The organism is Amycolatopsis sp. N2S4-7, from assembly GCF_058119595.1.
In genome coordinates this window covers 871841-887786 of the sequence record NZ_CP172299.1, presented here as the reverse complement: position 1 = coordinate 887786, position 15946 = coordinate 871841, and the positions used below count along the sequence as shown (strand labels likewise).

14 protein-coding genes are annotated in these 15946 nt (G+C 71.9%); 5 read left to right on the top strand and 9 right to left on the bottom strand.

Features of this window, described 5'->3' with window-relative positions:
• Window positions 1-138: 138 nt before the first annotated feature.
• From ACH54P_RS04075 to ACH54P_RS04065, 3 genes are all read left to right on the top strand, one after another.
• Entirely contained in the window at window positions 139-630 is a 492-nt protein-coding gene (locus tag ACH54P_RS04075; RefSeq protein WP_489917107.1) for a mycothiol-dependent nitroreductase Rv2466c family protein, read from the top strand.
• Between the two features lie 155 nt (window positions 631-785).
• Window positions 786-1112, top strand: coding sequence for a hypothetical protein (locus ACH54P_RS04070; protein ID WP_489910968.1), 327 nt, complete (start codon window positions 786-788; stop codon window positions 1110-1112).
• Window positions 1040-1264 carry a hypothetical protein gene (locus ACH54P_RS04065; RefSeq protein ID WP_489917147.1) on the top strand — a complete coding sequence of 75 codons (225 nt, stop codon included), beginning with the start codon at window positions 1040-1042 and terminating at the stop codon, window positions 1262-1264. Before ACH54P_RS04070 ends, ACH54P_RS04065 begins: the two co-directional genes overlap by 73 nt.
• 15 nt (window positions 1265-1279) lie before the next feature.
• Here the strand turns inward: ACH54P_RS04065 and ACH54P_RS04060 are convergent, their stop codons facing one another.
• From ACH54P_RS04060 to ACH54P_RS04020, 9 genes are read right to left on the bottom strand one after another with little or no spacing between them, the layout of a single operon-like run.
• Window positions 1280-2638, bottom strand: a complete 1359-nt coding sequence (locus ACH54P_RS04060; protein WP_489917105.1) for a rhamnulokinase — start codon at window positions 2636-2638, stop codon at window positions 1280-1282.
• A gap of 44 nt (window positions 2639-2682) precedes the next feature.
• Entirely contained in the window at window positions 2683-4104 is a 1422-nt protein-coding gene (locus tag ACH54P_RS04055) for an arabinose isomerase (protein WP_489910967.1), read from the bottom strand.
• Between the two features lie 11 nt (window positions 4105-4115).
• Window positions 4116-6134 carry a bifunctional aldolase/short-chain dehydrogenase gene (locus ACH54P_RS04050; RefSeq protein WP_489917103.1) on the bottom strand — a complete coding sequence of 673 codons (2019 nt, stop codon included), beginning with the start codon at window positions 6132-6134 and terminating at the stop codon, window positions 4116-4118.
• A 2-nt stretch (window positions 6135-6136) separates the two neighbouring features.
• On the bottom strand, window positions 6137-7303 hold the full coding sequence (rhaI, locus tag ACH54P_RS04045) for an L-rhamnose isomerase (protein ID WP_489910966.1): 1167 nt from the start codon (window positions 7301-7303) through the stop codon (window positions 6137-6139).
• A gap of 5 nt (window positions 7304-7308) precedes the next feature.
• Window positions 7309-7653 (bottom strand): L-rhamnose mutarotase, encoded by a 345-nt coding sequence (locus tag ACH54P_RS04040; RefSeq protein ID WP_489910965.1) that lies wholly within the window; start codon window positions 7651-7653, stop codon window positions 7309-7311.
• Between the two features lie 55 nt (window positions 7654-7708).
• Window positions 7709-8770 carry a rhamnose ABC transporter substrate-binding protein gene (rhaS, locus tag ACH54P_RS04035; RefSeq protein ID WP_489910964.1) on the bottom strand — a complete coding sequence of 354 codons (1062 nt, stop codon included), beginning with the start codon at window positions 8768-8770 and terminating at the stop codon, window positions 7709-7711.
• A gap of 5 nt (window positions 8771-8775) precedes the next feature.
• Window positions 8776-9774 carry an ABC transporter permease gene (locus ACH54P_RS04030; protein ID WP_489910963.1) on the bottom strand — a complete coding sequence of 333 codons (999 nt, stop codon included), beginning with the start codon at window positions 9772-9774 and terminating at the stop codon, window positions 8776-8778.
• Complete coding sequence (locus ACH54P_RS04025; protein WP_489910962.1) at window positions 9767-10807, bottom strand: ABC transporter permease; 1041 nt, start codon at window positions 10805-10807, stop codon at window positions 9767-9769. Before ACH54P_RS04025 ends, ACH54P_RS04030 begins: the two co-directional genes overlap by 8 nt.
• Window positions 10804-12321 (bottom strand): sugar ABC transporter ATP-binding protein, encoded by a 1518-nt coding sequence (locus ACH54P_RS04020; RefSeq protein WP_489910961.1) that lies wholly within the window; start codon window positions 12319-12321, stop codon window positions 10804-10806. The genes ACH54P_RS04025 and ACH54P_RS04020 overlap by 4 nt, the downstream gene beginning before the upstream one ends.
• A 161-nt stretch (window positions 12322-12482) precedes the next feature.
• On the opposite strand from ACH54P_RS04020, the gene ACH54P_RS04015 reads away from it, so the two are divergent.
• Both ACH54P_RS04015 and ACH54P_RS04010 read left to right on the top strand, forming a co-directional pair.
• Window positions 12483-13526: a LacI family DNA-binding transcriptional regulator gene (locus ACH54P_RS04015; protein WP_489910960.1), complete on the top strand. Its 1044-nt coding sequence runs from the start codon at window positions 12483-12485 to the stop codon at window positions 13524-13526.
• Window positions 13527-13602: 76 nt separating this feature from the next.
• On the top strand, window positions 13603-15945 hold the full coding sequence (locus tag ACH54P_RS04010) for a glycoside hydrolase family 2 protein (RefSeq protein WP_489910959.1): 2343 nt from the start codon (window positions 13603-13605) through the stop codon (window positions 15943-15945).
• Window position 15946: the final 1 nt, after the last annotated feature.

Genomic DNA, 15946 nt, shown 5'->3' with positions numbered 1-15946 from the left:
TCGGCCCGGTCCGGCGTCCCGGAATCGGATCTTCTGGCGGGCCGGTCCCGTGGCTGGCGTGGGCCGGGTGAAGACCGTTGACCTGTGGTTCGACCCCGTGTGCCCGTGGGCGTGGATCACTCCCGGTGGTTGCTGGAAGTGCGCGCGGTCCGGACGCGGTTCCACGTGTTCGGCCTCGCCGTGCACAACGAAGGCCGGGAGGTCGACGCGTGGTACCGCGGCCGGCTCGACGAACGCCGGGGTCCCGCCCGCGTCGCGCTGGCCGCCGAGCGGGCGCACGGGAACGAGGTCCTGCGCGGGCTCTACACCGCCCTCGGCACGCGGATCCACCGGGACCGGGCGACGGTTCTCGCCGCGTTGGCCGAAGCCGGCCTGCCCGCGTCGTTGGCGGACGCGGCGGAGTCCCCGGACCTCGACGCGGACCTGCTGCAGGGCAACCGCGCGGCGCTCGACCCGATCGGGGAGGACCTCGGCGTCCCGGCCATCCACGTGGACGGCACCGCCTTCTTCGGCCCGGTGGTCAGCCCGGTCCCGCGCGGCGAGGAGGCCGGGGGGCTGTGGGACGGCGTGCTGCTCGTGACCGGCACGCCGGGCTTCTTCGAGCTGAAGCGCGGCCGGAGCCGCCGGTGACGAGCTAGGGCATGTCCTGTAAGAGGTTGAGCTGGATCTCTGGTAGTGGTGCCCGGTGGTCGGACGCGGTGAGTCGACGGACAAGGCATGGGCGGTGATCGAGCCTCTGCTGCCACCGCAGCAAGACGGGGCGGCGGTGGCGGAATCACCGCCAGGTGATCAACGCGATCCTGTGGAAACTCCGCACCGGTGCCCCGTGGCCTGCCCGAACGCTACGGCCCCGGAAAACCGCGCACGAACGTCTGCGGTTGTGGGCTGCGCAGACGACATCGAAGCCCTCGCCCTCGACGGAGAAGGACCGGCCGGTCCCGCGGCGGACTGAGTACCAAGATCCACCTCGCCGTCGACGGACGTGCCCTGCCGATACGGTTCCTGCTCCCCGGGTCAGGCCGGCGACAATCCGCCGCTGGTGCCGTTGCCGGACGGCATCAGCGTCGCCCGGCTCGGGCCGGGACGTCCGCGGTGCCGGCCGGAGACGGTGATCGCGGACAAGGCGTATTCGCATCCCTCGCCCGGGAAACGGTGCTTCAACCGGCTCAAGCAGTTCCGTGACCTGGCTACCCGCTACGGCAAACACGCTGCCTGCTACCAGGCCGAACTCCCCATCGCCGCGATCGTGCTCTGGCTCCGATGACTCACAGGACAGCGCCTAGGCGAGCCGGGCTTCGGCCGCGTCCCAGGCGCCGCCCGCGGGCTCGTAACGCCGGATCTCCTGCGTCTCGCGCACCAGCGCCCGCATCGCGGCGAGGTCCGGCAGGTCCTCCCCCAGTGCCCGCGCCTGCACCAGCACGTTCCCGAGCGCGGCCGCCTCGGCCGGGCCCGCCAGGACCGGCACTCCGCAGGCGTCGGCCGTCGACTGGCACAGGAGTTCGTTGCGGGCACCGCCGCCGACGATGTGGACGACGTCGATCGTGCGGCCGGTCAGGGCCGCCGCCGCGCGGAGGGTGCGGCGGTGGGCCAGCGCCAGGCTGTCCACGATGCACCGGACCACGGCGGCCCGGCTCTCCGGCGGCCGCTGGCCGGTCGCGCGGCAGGCGGCCGCGACGCGGGCCGGCATGTCGCCCGGCGGGAGGAACTCCGGGGCGTCGATGTCGACCACCGCCGCCAGGCCGGGAGCCTCGGCGGCCGCCGCCAGCAGGCCGGGCAGGTCCGCCTCCGGTGCCGACCACGTGCGCAGCGTCTCCGACAGCACCCACAGGCCCATCACGTTGCGCAGGAACCGGATCGTGCCGTCGACGCCGCCTTCGTTGGTGAAGTTCCCGGCCAGCGCGGCGTCGCCCAGTTCCGGCGACGCGAGCTCCAGTCCGGCCAGCGACCAGGTGCCCGCCGAGATGTACGCGAAGTTCGTGCCGGGCGCCGCCGGGACCGCGACCACGGCGGACGCCGTGTCGTGCGAGCCGACCGCCACCACCGGCAGCCCGGACAGCTCGCGCGCCTCGCCCACCACCGTGCCGGGGTCGCGCAGCGGCGGCAGCAGCCGCGGCGGGATGCCGACCCGTTCGGCGAGCGAACCGGCCCAGGTCCGCGCGCGCACGTCGTAGAGCTGGGTGGTCGACGCGTTGGTGCGCTCGGCCCCGATCGACCCCGTCAGCCAGTAGTTCAGCAGGTCCGGGATGAGCAGCATCGTCTGGGCCGCGGCCAGCCGGTCCCCTTCGGACACCAGCTGGTAGAGCGTGTTGAACGGCAGCTGCTGCACTCCGGTGACGTCGTAGAGCTCCCGCGCGGACACCTTCGCCGCCACCGCCGCGGGCACGCCTTCGGTGCGCGAATCGCGGTAGTGGACGGGGTTGCCGAGCAGCGCGCCCCGGTCGTCCAGGAGCCCGTAGTCGACGGCCCAGGAGTCGATGCCCACCCCGGAGAGCGGGCCCGCGTCGCGGATCCCGGCCAGGGTCTCGCGAAAGAGCCCGAGGACGTCCCAGTACAGCGCCGGGCCCGCGCGGACCCCGCCGTTCGGGAACCGCCGGACCTCCTCGACGCTCAGGCGGCCGGGCGCGGCCGTCCCGGCCATCACGCGCCCGCTGGACGCGCCGAGGTCGACGGCCGCGACGCGGGTCACGGGCGCACCACGGTCAGTTCCAGGCCGAGCAGGTCCGCGACGGCCGTCAGCTCGGCGACGCGGTGGCCGGTGCCCAGCGCCCAGTGGTGCGCGATGCCGCTCGCCGACCAGGCGTCGGTCCACTCCCCCGGGTCGCACCCGAAGTCGACGCGGGAGGTCGTGTTGCCGATCCGCAGCAGCGGCCCGGGCACGACCGTGCCTTCGGAGGCGATGAGCGTGAACGTGCCGTCCCGCCGCTGCCCGAGCCCGCACAGCGTCACCGGCCCGTGCTTGACGTCGAATTCCACCGACACGCCCCAGCCGCGCTTGCCGTGGTAGACGCCGAGGCCGCGCAGCAGCGGCTTGCGGGCGCTGATGCCGAGGTGCGCCGGGCCGTCGTGGCCCATTTCGACGACGTTGTCGCGGAAGTTCAGCGCCTGCAGCTCGGTGAACGAGCCGCCCGCGCCGAGCCGGTCCATGACCAGCATGGCCAGCGACGTCCGCAGCTCGTATTCGCCGACGGCCGGGATGCCGCGCGCGGTGAGCAGGGACGCGCCGAGGATGAACCCGGCGCCGACGCGCTCGTGCGTCTCGCCGTCGAGGCCCCGGTGGTAGTAGGCCAGGGAGTCGAGCGAGAAGTCCTCGACGAGCCTGTCCAGGGCGACGGACACCCGCGCGCCCCAGGCGAAGTCTTCGTCCACGACGGACTCGTCCACAGTGAACACTTCGCGGGCGAGCGCGACGCGCGCGGCGGTCTCGTCGTCGGTGACCTTCTCGGCCCGGACCCGCAGGTCGTCGACCTCCAGGATTTCGACGTGCCCGCCGAGCTGGGCCGACACCAGGGTGGGGTCGGTGGAGACGTCCATCATGCCCGGGTAGAGGTGCCCGAGCAGGCCGTGGCGGCCGTGCCGCAGCGCGGCCCGGACGTCGGCGGCCTTGATCCACCGCTCGATCCGCGTCCAGGCGCGCTCGTCCTCGAGGTACCCGGACACCGAGCGGAACTCGACGCCGAGGCGGCGGAACGCGTTGGCCATCTCCGGCAGCGGGCAGGCACCGCAGTAGGCCAGCCACGCGCCGGTGTCGAAGGTTTCGTGGTCCATCGCCTCGGTGGGCTGCAGGTTGAGCAGCAGCACCGGCGCGTCCGAACGCTGCGCGATCGGCGCGAGCATGCTGGACGTCAGGTACGTCGCGAGGAAGCCGATGATCAGGTCGCAGCCGGCCACCCGGAGCGTCTCCGCCGCGGCCGCGCCTTGCTGCGCGTCGGAGACGAACCCGGCGTCGATCACTTCGCAGTCCATTCCGGACAGCCGGTCGGCGACGCGCCGGGCGGACGCCTCCAGCTGGGGCAGCAGCGCGGGGAACTGCGGCCAGTACGCGCCGAGCCCGCCCGCCACGAGGCCGACGCGGGTACGGCGGGGCACGATCCGGTCCAGGGTCATCGGTTCTCCCTTCAGCGCAGGAACGCGGCGGCCACCCCGGCGTCCACCGGCACGTGGAGGCCGGTGGTGTGGGTGAGGTCGCCGCCGGTGAGGGCGAAGACGGCGGCGGCGACGTGTTCGGGCAGCACTTCGCGTTTGAGGATGGTGCGCTGGGCGTAGAACTCGCCCAGCTTCTCCTCGGGAACGCCGTAGACCGCGGCGCGTTGGGCGCCCCAGCCGCCGGCGAAGATGCCCGAGCCCTGGACGACGCCGTCGGGGTTGACGCCGTTGACCCGGATGGCGTGCGCGCCCAGTTCGGCGGCCAGCAGCCGCACCTGGTGGGCCTGGTCGGCCTTCGCGGCACCGTAGGCGACGTTGTTCGGGCCCGCGAACACCGAGTTCTTCGACGAGATATAGACGATGTCCCCGCCGATGCCCTGCGCCACCATGGCTTTCGCCGCCGCCTGGGAGACCAGGAACGAGCCCTTGGCCATCACGTCGTGCTGCAGATCCCAATCGCGTTCGGTGGTCTCCAGCAACGGCTTCGAAATCGACAACCCGGCGTTGTTGACCACCAGGTCGATCCCGCCGAAGGCGAGCACGGTCGCGTCCACCGCGGCCTGGACGGCGCCGGCGTCGGTGACGTCGGCGGTCACAGCTGTGCCCCCGATCTCCGCAGCCACCGCCGCGGCCGCGTCCGCGTTCAGGTCGGCGATCGCGACACAGGCGCCCTCGGCGGCGAGCCGCTGCGCGATCGCCTTGCCGATCCCCGAACCCGCCCCGGTGACCAAGGCGATCCGCCCGGCCAGGGGCTTGGGCTTGGGCATCCGCTGCAGCTTGGCCTCTTCCAGCGCCCAGTACTCGATCCGGAACTTCTCACTCTCCGCAATGGGCGCGTACGTCGAGACGGCTTCGGCGCCGCGCATCACGTTGATCGCGTTGACGTAGAACTCCCCCGCCACCCGCGCGGTCTGCTTGTCCTTGCCGAAGGAAAACATCCCCACACCCGGCACCAGCACGATCGCCGGATCGGCACCGCGCATCGCCGGGGAATCGGGTGTCGCGTAGCGCTCGTAGTAGTCACGGTAGTCCTCGCGATAGGACACGTGCAGTTCCTTCAACCGCGCGACGACGTCCTCGAGGGGCGCAGATGCGGGCAGGTCCACGACCAGGGGACGGACCTTGGTGCGCAGGAAGTGATCCGGGCACGACGTACCCAGCGCAGCCAGCGGCGCCAGCTTCTCCCGGGCCAGGAATTCCAGCACGACGTCACTGTCGGTGTAGTGCCCGACCTGACGCTGATCGGTCGACGCCAAGCCGCGGATCAGCGGCGCCAATGCCGCCGCACGGGCGTGCCGCTCGCCTTCGGGCAGTGCTTCGAACCCGGGGACGACGGCGCCGAACGGCTCGGCCTGGCCTCGGTCGGCCAGGAACTTCTCCGCCGTCCGGATGATGTCCAGGGAGTTGCGTTGGCATTCCTCGGAAGTAGCACCCCAGGCGGTGATGCCGTGCCCGCCGAGGATCACGCCGATGGCCTGCGGGTTGGCGGCCTTGACCGCGGCGATGTCCAGGCCCAGCTGGAACCCCGGCCGTCGCCAGTCCACCCACGCCACCCGGTCGCCGAAGCACTCCTTGGTCAGCGCGGCACCATCAGCCGCCGTCGCCAGGGCGATGCCGGAGTCGGGGTGCAGGTGGTCGACGTGCGCCGCCTCCACGAGACCGTGCATGGCGGTGTCGATCGACGGGGCGGCGCCGCCCCGGCCGTGCAGGCAGTAGTCGAACGCGGCGACCATCTCGTCCTCGCGCTCCACCCCCGGGTAGACGTCCACCAGGGACCGCAGCCGGTCCAGCCGCAACACCGCCAGGCCGGACTCCTTGAGTGTGCCGAGGTCGCCCCCGGAACCCTTGACCCACAGCACCTCCGTCGGCGCGCCGGTCACCGGGTCGGTGACGGCACCCTTGGCGGAGGTGTTGCCGCCGGCGTAGTTCGTGTTGCGCGGGTCGGCCCCCAGCGCGTTGCTGCGTGCGATGAGCTGCTCCGGCACGGTCATGCTCACGCCCCCCACCCGGCCTGCGTGCCGCCCGCCCGTTCGGCCACGATCTTCTCCTGGTACCCGCTGCGGTGGTAGGCCGCGACGGGGTCCGGGTCGAGCCCGGAGTCCTCGCGCAGCTGCGCCAGCAGCGGCCGGACGTCGGTGTTGTAGGCGTCCATCAGCACGGCGTTGGCCTCCAGGACGTTCCCGGACTGCTGGGCCGCCCGCAACGCGGAGCGGTCGACGAGCAGCGCCTTCGCCGTCGCTTCCTGCACGTTCATCACCGACCGGATGATCGCCGGGATCTTGGCCTCGATGTTGTGGCACTGGTCGAGCATGAACGCGATGCCGTACGCGGGGTCGAGGGCGTCGCCGCGGACGATCTCGTACATGATCCGGAACAGCTGGAACGGGTCCGCCGCGCCCGCCATGAGGTCGTCGTCGGCGTAGAAGCGGGAGTTGAAATCGAACGCCCCCAGCTTCCCCGCGCGCAGCAGGAACGCCACGATGAACTCGATGTTCGTCCCCGGCGCGTGGTGACCGGTGTCGATGCACACCGTCGCCTTCTCACCCAGCTCGATGCAATGCGCGTAGGAGGTACCCCAGTCCGGGACGTCGGTGGCGTAGAACGCGGGCTCGAACAGCTTGTACTCCAGCAACATCCGCTGACCCGGACCGAGCCGGTCGTAGGCCTCCCGCAGCGCCGCGGCCAGGCGGTCCTGGCGGTCGCGGAGATCGTCCTGGCCGGGATAGTTGAGGCCGTCGGAAAACCACAGCTTCAGATCCCGCGAGCCCGTCGCGTCCATGATCGAGATCGCCTCGAGGAGGTGATCGGTGGCCTTCCGGCGGATCCCGGCGTCCGCGTTCGTCACCGAGCCGAGCTTGTAGTCCTCGTCCTGGAACACGTTCGTGTTGATCGCGCCGATCTCGATGCCCAGGTCACGCGCGTACGCGGTCAGGGCGCCGTAGTCGTCGACGCGGTCCCACGGGATGTGCAGCGCCACGCTCGGCGCGACCCCGGTGAACCTGTGCACGGTGGCCGCGTCGGCGATCTTCTCCTCGGGGGTGCGCGGGACGCCCGCCTGGGGGAAAACCTTGAAGCGCGTGCCGGAGTTCGCGTAGGCCCACGACGGCGTCTCGATGCGCTGGGCCCGCAGGGCCGCCTTCACATCCACGGTCACATCCACGGCGATCACTGTCCTTCCCGGACGGAGGGGGGTTCGAGGTGGAAGACTTCTTCGAGCAGCTGGAACCCTTCGTCGGGCGGGCCGCCGTCCAGGCCGGTGAAGAACTCCGCCATCTCCGCCTGCCAGCGGGCGTTGACGTCGCTGCGTTGCATGGCGGCCTGCGCGGCGGCGAGGTCGTCGGCCTCGACGTACCCGATCAGCAGGCCGTCTTCGCGCAGGAAGAGCGAGTAGTTGCGCCAGCCGGTGTCGTGCAGGGCCTGCCGCATCTCCGGCCACACCGCGCGATGCCGCTCGGCGTACTCGGCCCTCCGGCCGGGCTTCACCTGGAGGCAGAAGCAGTATCGGGGCACAGTCCGTCCTTTGTGGAGCCCGGCCGGGCCGCGACCCGCGACCCGGCCGGGAGACTCAGAAGTTGAACTTGTCGATGTTGTTCGCGTCGAAGGTCGTCGGCGGGCCGAGGACGATCTCGCCGTTCGCCCCGATGGTGTAGTCACCGAGCTTGCCCGCCTTGAACTTCTCGCCTTCCTTGCCGGTGATCTGGCCCGAGCTGAGCGCGACACCCGCGTAGGCGGCGAGGTAGCCGATGTCGGCCGGGTTCCACAGCGCGAACTGCTTGACCGTGCCGTCCTTGACGAACGCGCGCATCTGGTTCGGCGTGCCGAGCCCGGTCACCGCGACCTTGCCCTTGTAGCTCGACGAGCTGACGTACCGAGCCGCCGCCGCGATACCGACGGTGGTCGGCGACACGATCACCTTGAGGTTCGGGAACGACTGCAGCAGCCCCTGCGCCTCCTGGAACGACTTCTGGTCGTCGTCGTTGCCGTAGGCGACCTTCACCAGCTTCAGGCTCGCGTTCTCCGGCTTCGCCAGTTCCTTCTTGGCGACCTCGATCCACGCGTTCTGGTTGGTGGCGTTCGGCGTCGCGGACAGGATCGCGATCTCGCCGGACCCGCCGGACAGCTCCTTGGCCTGCTTCACCAGCTGCTCGCCGATGCCCTGCGTGGTGGCCTGGTTGATGAAGACGTCGCGGCAGTCCTTGGCGGCGTCGGAGTCGAACGCCACGACCTTGATGCCGGCGCTGCGCGCCTGGTTCAGCGACGGGCACACGGCGTTCGGGTCGTTGGCGGCGATGCCGATGACGTCCTGCTGCTGCTGGATCAGCGTGTTGATGTAGCTGACCTGCGACGACGCGTTGGCGTCGTTCGGCCCGACCAGCTTGTACTCGCCCTTCAGCTCGCCCAGCGCGGTCTTGCCGCCGCTGACCTCGATGTCGCTGTAGGGGTTGTTGAGCTGCTTGGGCAGGAAGGCCATCTTGACGCCTTCCTTGGCGGCGGCGCCGGGGTTGGCCGTGGCGGTGGACTGCTGCGCGCCGGAGCCGCCGCTGTCGTTCTTGGTCGTGCCGCCGCAGGCGGCCAGGACCAGCACCAGCCCGGCCGACACTGCGCCGGTGAGGAACCGTCGGGACATCTTCGTCACCTTTCCGGAGTTACCGCTTGCCGACGGCGACGCACTGCCGTGCGGGCCGAAGTCACGATGTTGGGGAGCAGGACCGACACGATCAGGAGCACGCCGGTCACGATGTTGAGCGCCTCGTTCGACACGTCCTGCAGGCGCAGTGCGTTCTGGAGCGAGGCCAGCAGGACCACCCCGGCGAGCACGCCGGGCAGCGTGCCCTTGCCGCCGAAGATGGACACGCCGCCGAGCAGCACGGCAGCCACGACGGCCAGTTCGAGACCGAAACCGTTGTCGGCGCGGGCGCTGGAGTACCGCAGCGTCCACAGCACCCCCGCGAGACCCGCGACCGCGCCGCTCACGACGTACAGCCAGAACTTGAGCCGCCCGGTGCGGATGCCGGCGAACCGGGCCGCCTGCTCCCCCGCGCCGGCGGCGAACACCCCGCGGCCGATCGGGGTCGCGTGCAGCACGACTCCGAAGATCAGCGCGACGACGACCAGCGGGATCAGCACGTTCGGGATCGGGCCGTCGCCGATCGTGCCGGTGACCCAGCTCGTGTAGTCACGCGGGAAGTCGGCGACCGCGCCGTCGCCCAGCACGACGAAGGCGAGCCCGCGGTAGAGCGCCAGGGTGCCGATCGTGACCGCGAGGGATGGCAGCTTCAGCACGGTGACGAAGAAGCCGTTCACCGCGCCCAGCACCGCCCCCAGCACGATGCAGAGCGGGATGATCGTCTCGATCGACAGCCCCGCGTCCCACAGCGAGCCCATCACCGCCGACGTCAGCCCGAGCGTGCTCGCCACCGAGAGGTCGATCTCGCCGGTGACGATGATGAATGTCATCGGCAACGCGACCAGCGCGATCGGGAGCAGGTCGAGCAGCAGGAAGGTGAAGTTGCGGCTGGTGCCGAAGTTCTCGACGGCGCCGGAGGCGACGATCAGCACGATCACCGTCACCAGGACGACGGCGGCGTCCCAGCTGAGCAGCCGGCCGAGCCGGTTCCCGGGTTCAGACATGGGAATCCCTCTTCTTCAGCGCCTTCGCGACGCGGACGGCGACCAGCCGGTCGGCGCCGATGGCCAGCAGGATCAGCGCGCCGACGATCGCCTGCTGCCAGAACTGGTTGATGTCCAGCACCGCCAGGGCGCTCCCGATCACCGTCAGCAGCAACGCACCGAGGCTCGCACCCCAGACCGAGCCGCTGCCGCCGAACACCGCGACCCCGCCGACGACCGCGGCGGCGACGACGTTCAGCTCGTACCCGGTGCCGGCCGCGGCGTCGACCGTGCCGAACCGCGCGGCGAAGAGCACTCCCGCCAGCCCGGCCAGTGCGCCGCTCACGAGGAAGGCGACGGTGGTGTTGCGGCCGACCTTGATCCCGGCCAGCTCGGCGGCCTGCGGGCTCGACCCCATCGCGTACAGCTCGCGCCCGGCGCGGTAGCTGCGGAGCACAATCCCGGCGAGCACCATCACGACCACCGCGATGAGCACCAGCCACGGCACCCCGAGCACCGACGCGGTGCCGAACTCGAGGAACGACGCGGGCAGCTTGTCCGCGTTGATCTGCCGGCCACCGGCCCAGAAGAAGCTGACGCCGCGGAAGGCGTAGAGCGTGCCCAGCGTGACGACGAGTGCCGGGACCTGGCCGAACCGCACCAGCGCGCCGTTGAGCAGCCCGCAGACCGCGCCGACGACGAGCCCGGCCAGCACGGCGACGATCACCGGCAGGCCGGGGTTGTCCTGCATCAGCGAACCGACGGCGAACGCGGAGAGCCCGAGCACCGAGCCGACCGAGAGGTCGATGTTGCGGGTGATCATCACGATCGCCTGGCCCACGGCCAGCACCGCGAGGATCGCCGTGCCCAGCAGGATGTCCCGGATGCTCTGGCCGGAGAGGAACCTCGAGTTCTGCGTCGCGGTGAACGCCACCAGCACGATCAACGCCAGCACGATCCCGGACTCACGGGCCTTGAACACGTTCGCCGTCCACGACCGTCGTGAGTGGACGGCCGGGCTCGCGGCGGGCGCGGCTTCCCCGGTCACGGTCATGCGGCGGCTCCCTGGCCCATCGCGGCGAACATCACCGCGTCCTCGGTCGCGTCGGCGCGCGGGAGCTCGGCGACGATCCGGCCCTCCCGCATCACCAGCACCCGGTCGGCCATGCCGAGCACCTCCGGCAGCTCCGACGACACCATCACGATCGCCACCCCCTCCGCGGCCAGCGACGACATCAGCCGGTGCACCTCCGCCTTCGTCCCCACATCGATCCCACGCGTCGGCTCATCCACGATCAGCACCTTCGGCGCCATCGCCAGCCACTTCGCCAGCACCACCTTCTGCTGGTTCCCACCCGACAGCGTCCCCACGGGATCACCGAGCCGGCGGTACTTCGTCCGCAGCCGCTCGGTCCAGCGCCGGGCCTCCTGGCGTTCACTCGCCCCGGTCAGGAACCCGAGCTTGGAAAGGGCGCGGGACCGCGGCAAGGTCACGTTCCGCTCGATCGACAGGTCCATGATCAAGCCCTGCTGACGCCGGTCCTCGGGCACGAGCGCCATCCCGGCGCCCATCGCGGCCCGCGGCGAGTGCGGCTTGAGCTTCTTCCCGTTGAGCCGCACCACTCCGGCGTCACGTTCGTCCACTCCGAACACCGCCTGGACGACTTCGGAACGGCCGGAGCCGACCAGCCCGGCGAACGCGACGATCTCCCCCGCGCGGACCGAGAAAGAGATGTCGCGGAAGACGTCTTCCTTGGCCAGGCCTTCGACTTCGAGGACGACCGCGCCCGGCTCGACATCCTGCTTGGGGAAGAGGGCGGCGAGGTCGCGGCCGACCATGCGCCGGACCATCTCCTCGACCGAGACGTCCTCGATCGCGTCGGTGGAGACGTGCTTGCCGTCGCGCATGATCGTCACGCGCTGGCAGAGCTCGGTGATCTCCTCGAACCGGTGCGAGATGAACATGATCGCCGCGCCCTCGTCCCGCAGGGCCCGTGCCACGGAGAAGAGGCGCTCGACCTCCACCAGGCTCAGCGCCGCCGTGGGCTCGTCCATCACCAGCACGCGGGCGTCCGCGCTGAGCGCCTTGGCGATCTCCACGATCTGCTGATCGGCGATCGACAGGCCACGGGCCGGGCGATCGGGATCGATCCGCACACCCAGCCGGGCGAAAAGCCGCTCGGCCTCCGCGCGGACGGCCGCCCGGTCGATCCGGCCGAGGCTCTTGCGCGGGTGCCGCCCCATCACGATGTTCTCGGCGACCGAAAGATCGGGAAACAGCGTCGGCTCCTGGTAGATCACCGCGATCCCGGCCGCCTTCGCGTCGGCCGGGGAGCCGAACTCGACCGGCTCGCCGTTCAGCAGGAGCGTGCCGTCGTCGGGCTTGTGCACCCCGGCCAGCATCTTCACGATCGTGGACTTGCCGGCGCCGTTCTCCCCGACGAGCGCGTGGGCCTCCCCGGCGTGCAGGCCGAAGCTCACGCCGTCGACCGCCGCGACGGCGCCGAACGACTTCGTCACGCCGCGCACCTCCAGCAGAGGAGCCCGGCCCGGGTCCTGCCGCGTCATCGCGACCTCCGGATTGAAAGGTTTCACAAACCTGGCGCGGTGACGCTACTATGCAGCCGAAGACCAAGTCAATGAATCGGCGCAACCGTGGCCAAACGACTTCTCGACCAGGTCGTTCGCCGTGATGTTACGTTTCAACAGCCGGGGGAAGAGGGGGTCCGATGACGGTCCAGGAGTCCGGCGCCGAGCCGAGAGCGGCGGGCATGAAGGACGTCGCGGCGGCCGCGGGCGTCTCCCTCGGCACGGTGTCCAACGTGCTCAACCGGCCCGACCGGGTCAGCCCGGCCACGCGCGCGAAGGTCGAGGCGGCGATGGCCGAGCTCCGCTTCGTCCGCAACGAATCCGCGCGGCAGCTGCGGGCCGGGCGCAGCCGCGTGCTGGCCTACGTCATGCTCGACGGCAGCAACCCGTTCTTCACCGACGTCGCCGCCGGTATGGAAGACGCCGCGGACGCCGCCGGCGACGGCGGCCTCTCGCTGTTCCTCTGCAACAGCGCCCACCTGCGGTCGCGGGAAGAGGCCTACCTCAACCGCCTCGAACAGCAGCGCGTGCAGGGCATCCTCATCACCCCCGTCGACCCGGACGCCCCGCTGCTGCGCGAGATCGCCCACCGCGGGACCCCGGTGGTCGTCGTCGACCGGACGCCCGGCGGCACGTCGCACTGCTCGGTCGCGGTCGACGACGTCTACGGCGGCGAAATCGCCGTGCGGCACCTGGTGGAGCAGGGGCACGACCGGATCGCCTTCATCGGCAACCACACGACCGTGGGCCAGGTCCGTGACCGGCGGCTCGGCGCGTTGCGCGCGCTGGAGGCCGCGGGGCTCGGCGCGGACCACCTCGTCGACCTCACGACGACGGCGCTGACCGTGGCCGACGGCCGGGGCGCGGGCGAGCGGCTGGCGGGGCTGCCGGCCGGGGTCCGCCCGACCGCCGCGTTCTGCGCCAACGACCTGGTCGCCCTCGGCCTGCTGCAGACCTGCGCGAACCTGCGCATGCGCGTCCCGGAAGACCTGGCGATCGTGGGCTACGACGACATCGAGTTCGCCGCCGCGGCCGCCGTCCCGCTGACGTCGGTCCGCCAGCCCCGGCGGCGGCTCGGCCGGACGGCCGCGGAGCTGCTGCTGGCGGAGTCCGAGCCGGGCCACGAGCACCGGCAGGTCGTCTTCACCCCCGAGCTGGTGGTCCGCGCTTCGACCCTCCACTGAGCAACCCGCTGATCGTTTGTGACGTCTCAGCAAGCACAGGCGATAACACCGGGGAGCCCGAGCACGGAGGTCGTCCATGGCCGACTCGTCACCGCGGCTGTCCCGGCGCGGGTTCCTCGCCGCGAGCGGGGCCGCACTGCTCGGCGCCGCCGTCGCCGGCTCGGCCGGGCTCGCCGCGTCCGGGCCGGAAACGGGACAGCTGGGCGATTTCTGGTTGTTCGGGCGGTACGGCGACGGCTGCACCGATCCCGCCTTCGACGAGATCGACCTCGCGCCGGTGCAGCTGCCCCACTGCGTGACGCCGCTGTCGTGGACCGGCTGGGACCCGGCGTCCTGGCAGGACCGGTGGATCTACCGCAAGCACTTCACGGGGACCGCGGGTGACCGGTTCCGGGCCCGCTTCGACGGCGTCATGACCACCGCGGAGGTGCACCTCAACGGCGACCTCGTCGCCACCCACGACGGCGGCTACCTCCCCTTCGAGGTGGACCTGCCCGGGGTGGTGCCGGGCGACAACGTCCTCGCCGTGGTCGTCGACGGGCGGTGGGCCCTGGACGTCCCGCCCAACCTGCCGCACAGCGCGGGGCCGTCGGCGATCGACTTCTACCAGCCGGCCGGGATCTACCGGCCGGCCACGATCGGCGCGGTGCCGCGGGTCCGGCTGGCCGACGTCTTCGCGCGTCCCGTCGACGTCCTCTCCCCCGGCCGGTCGCTGCACCTGACGTGCACGCTCGACGCGCCCGTCGCGGCCCAGGTCACCGCGTCGGTGCGCCAGGCGGGCCGCGAGCTGGCGCGGGGCGACGCAGCGGTCCCGGCGGGCAGCACGACCGTCGAGTTCGACGTCCACGGCCTCGGCGCCGTCCGCCTGTGGGACGTCGACGATCCGGCGTTGTGCGACGTCGTGGTCAGCGTCCGGTCCGGGCCGCGGACGCTCGACCAGCGGGTGGTGCGGACGGGGTTCCGCGAAGCGCGGTTCACCCCCGACGGTTTCTTCCTCAACGGCAGGCGGCTCAAGCTGTTCGGCCTGAACCGCCACCAGTGGTACCCGTTCGCCGGCGGCGCGCTGCCCGATCGCGTCCAGCGCCGCGACGCCGAGATCCTGCGCCGCGAGCTGAACTGCACCATGGTCCGCTGCTCGCACTACCCGCAGTCGAGCGCGTTCCTCGACGCCTGCGACGAGCTGGGCCTGCTGGTGTGGGAGGAGATCCCCGGCTGGGGCCGGGTCGGGGACGACGCCTGGCAGCAGCGGAACCTCCGGGACGTCTCGGGCATGATCACCCGGGACCGCAACCACCCCAGCATCGTCGTCTGGGGCACCCGGGTGAACGAGGCCAACGGCACGACGGCGATGTACCAGCGGACCGGGCGGCTCGCGCGGCAGCTCGACCCGTCCCGGCCGACGAGCGGCGCGCTCGCCACCTCCACCGGCGGGCGGTTCGCGGGCACCGACGTCGAGGTCGTCGCGTTCAACGACTACACGGCCCGGCGCGGCGCGCCGTTCTCGCTACGGCCACCGCGACCGGGGGTCCCGTACCTGGTGACGGAGTCGATCGGCACGCTCGCCGGGGCTCGCGCCTACCGGCGGACCGACCCGGCCGCCACCCAGGACCTGCAGGCGGAGCTGCACGCGAAGGCCCACGACCTGGCCGCGGCCGACGACCGCTACTGCGGGCTGCTCGCCTGGTGCGCGTTCGACTACCCGTCGGGCTGGCAGCGCTCGGTCGGCGGGTCGAAGTTCGCCGGGGTGGCCGACATCTTCCGGATTCCCAAGCCCGCGGCGGCGTTCTACGCGTCGCAGGGCGACCCGCGGGTCCGGGCGGTCGTCGAGCCCGGGTTCGCCTGGGACTTCACCGCCCGGCCGGCCGGGCCGGGGCCGGGCGCGACGATCTGGTCGAACTGCGACCGGCTGCTGCTGTTCCTGGACGACCGGCCGGCCGGGGAGGCCCGGCGCCGCCGGGCGGACTTCCCGCACCTGGAGTACCCGCCGTTCGCCGCCGACCTCACGGTGCCGCGCGGGAGCCGGCCGCAGCTGCGCGTCGACGGCTACGCGGGTGGCCGGCTGGTCGTCACCCGGCGCTTCAGCGGCGACCGGAGCCACGACGTGCTGAGCTGCGTCCCCGACGACCCGGAACTGCGCGCCGACGGCGGCGACGCGACCCGCGTGGTCGTGGCGGCGACGGACCGCTTCGGCACCCTGCGCGCCGGAACGACCGGCACGGTGTCCCTGACGCTGACCGGCCCGGGCGAGCTGATCGGCGATCCGGCGCTGGACTTCGCGGCGACCGGCGGCGCGGCGGCGGTGTGGCTGCGCCCGTTCGCGGGCCCGCCGGGAACGCTCACCCTGACAGCCCGGCACGGCACCCTGGGCACCGCGACCGCGACGGTGACCACCGGCGGGGCCGCGGGGACGCGCTCATGAC

Excerpts from the sequence above, each read along its gene's own strand:
- ACH54P_RS04055 (WP_489910967.1), bottom strand. The coding sequence starts at position 4,104 with ATGACCCTGGACCGGATCGTGCCCCGCCGTACCCGCGTCGGCCTCGTG.
- ACH54P_RS04030 (WP_489910963.1), bottom strand. The coding sequence starts at position 9,774 with ATGTCTGAACCCGGGAACCGGCTCGGCCGGCTGCTCAGCTGGGACGCC.
- ACH54P_RS04020 (WP_489910961.1), bottom strand. The coding sequence starts at position 12,321 with ATGACGCGGCAGGACCCGGGCCGGGCTCCTCTGCTGGAGGTGCGCGGC.
- ACH54P_RS04010 (WP_489910959.1), top strand. The coding sequence starts at position 13,603 with ATGGCCGACTCGTCACCGCGGCTGTCCCGGCGCGGGTTCCTCGCCGCG.
- ACH54P_RS04060 (WP_489917105.1), bottom strand. The coding sequence starts at position 2,638 with ATGGCCGGGACGGCCGCGCCCGGCCGCCTGAGCGTCGAGGAGGTCCGG.
- ACH54P_RS04015 (WP_489910960.1), top strand. The coding sequence starts at position 12,483 with ATGACGGTCCAGGAGTCCGGCGCCGAGCCGAGAGCGGCGGGCATGAAG.
- rhaS (WP_489910964.1), bottom strand. The coding sequence starts at position 8,770 with ATGTCCCGACGGTTCCTCACCGGCGCAGTGTCGGCCGGGCTGGTGCTG.
- ACH54P_RS04050 (WP_489917103.1), bottom strand. The coding sequence starts at position 6,134 with ATGACCGTGCCGGAGCAGCTCATCGCACGCAGCAACGCGCTGGGGGCC.
- ACH54P_RS04025 (WP_489910962.1), bottom strand. The coding sequence starts at position 10,807 with ATGACCGTGACCGGGGAAGCCGCGCCCGCCGCGAGCCCGGCCGTCCAC.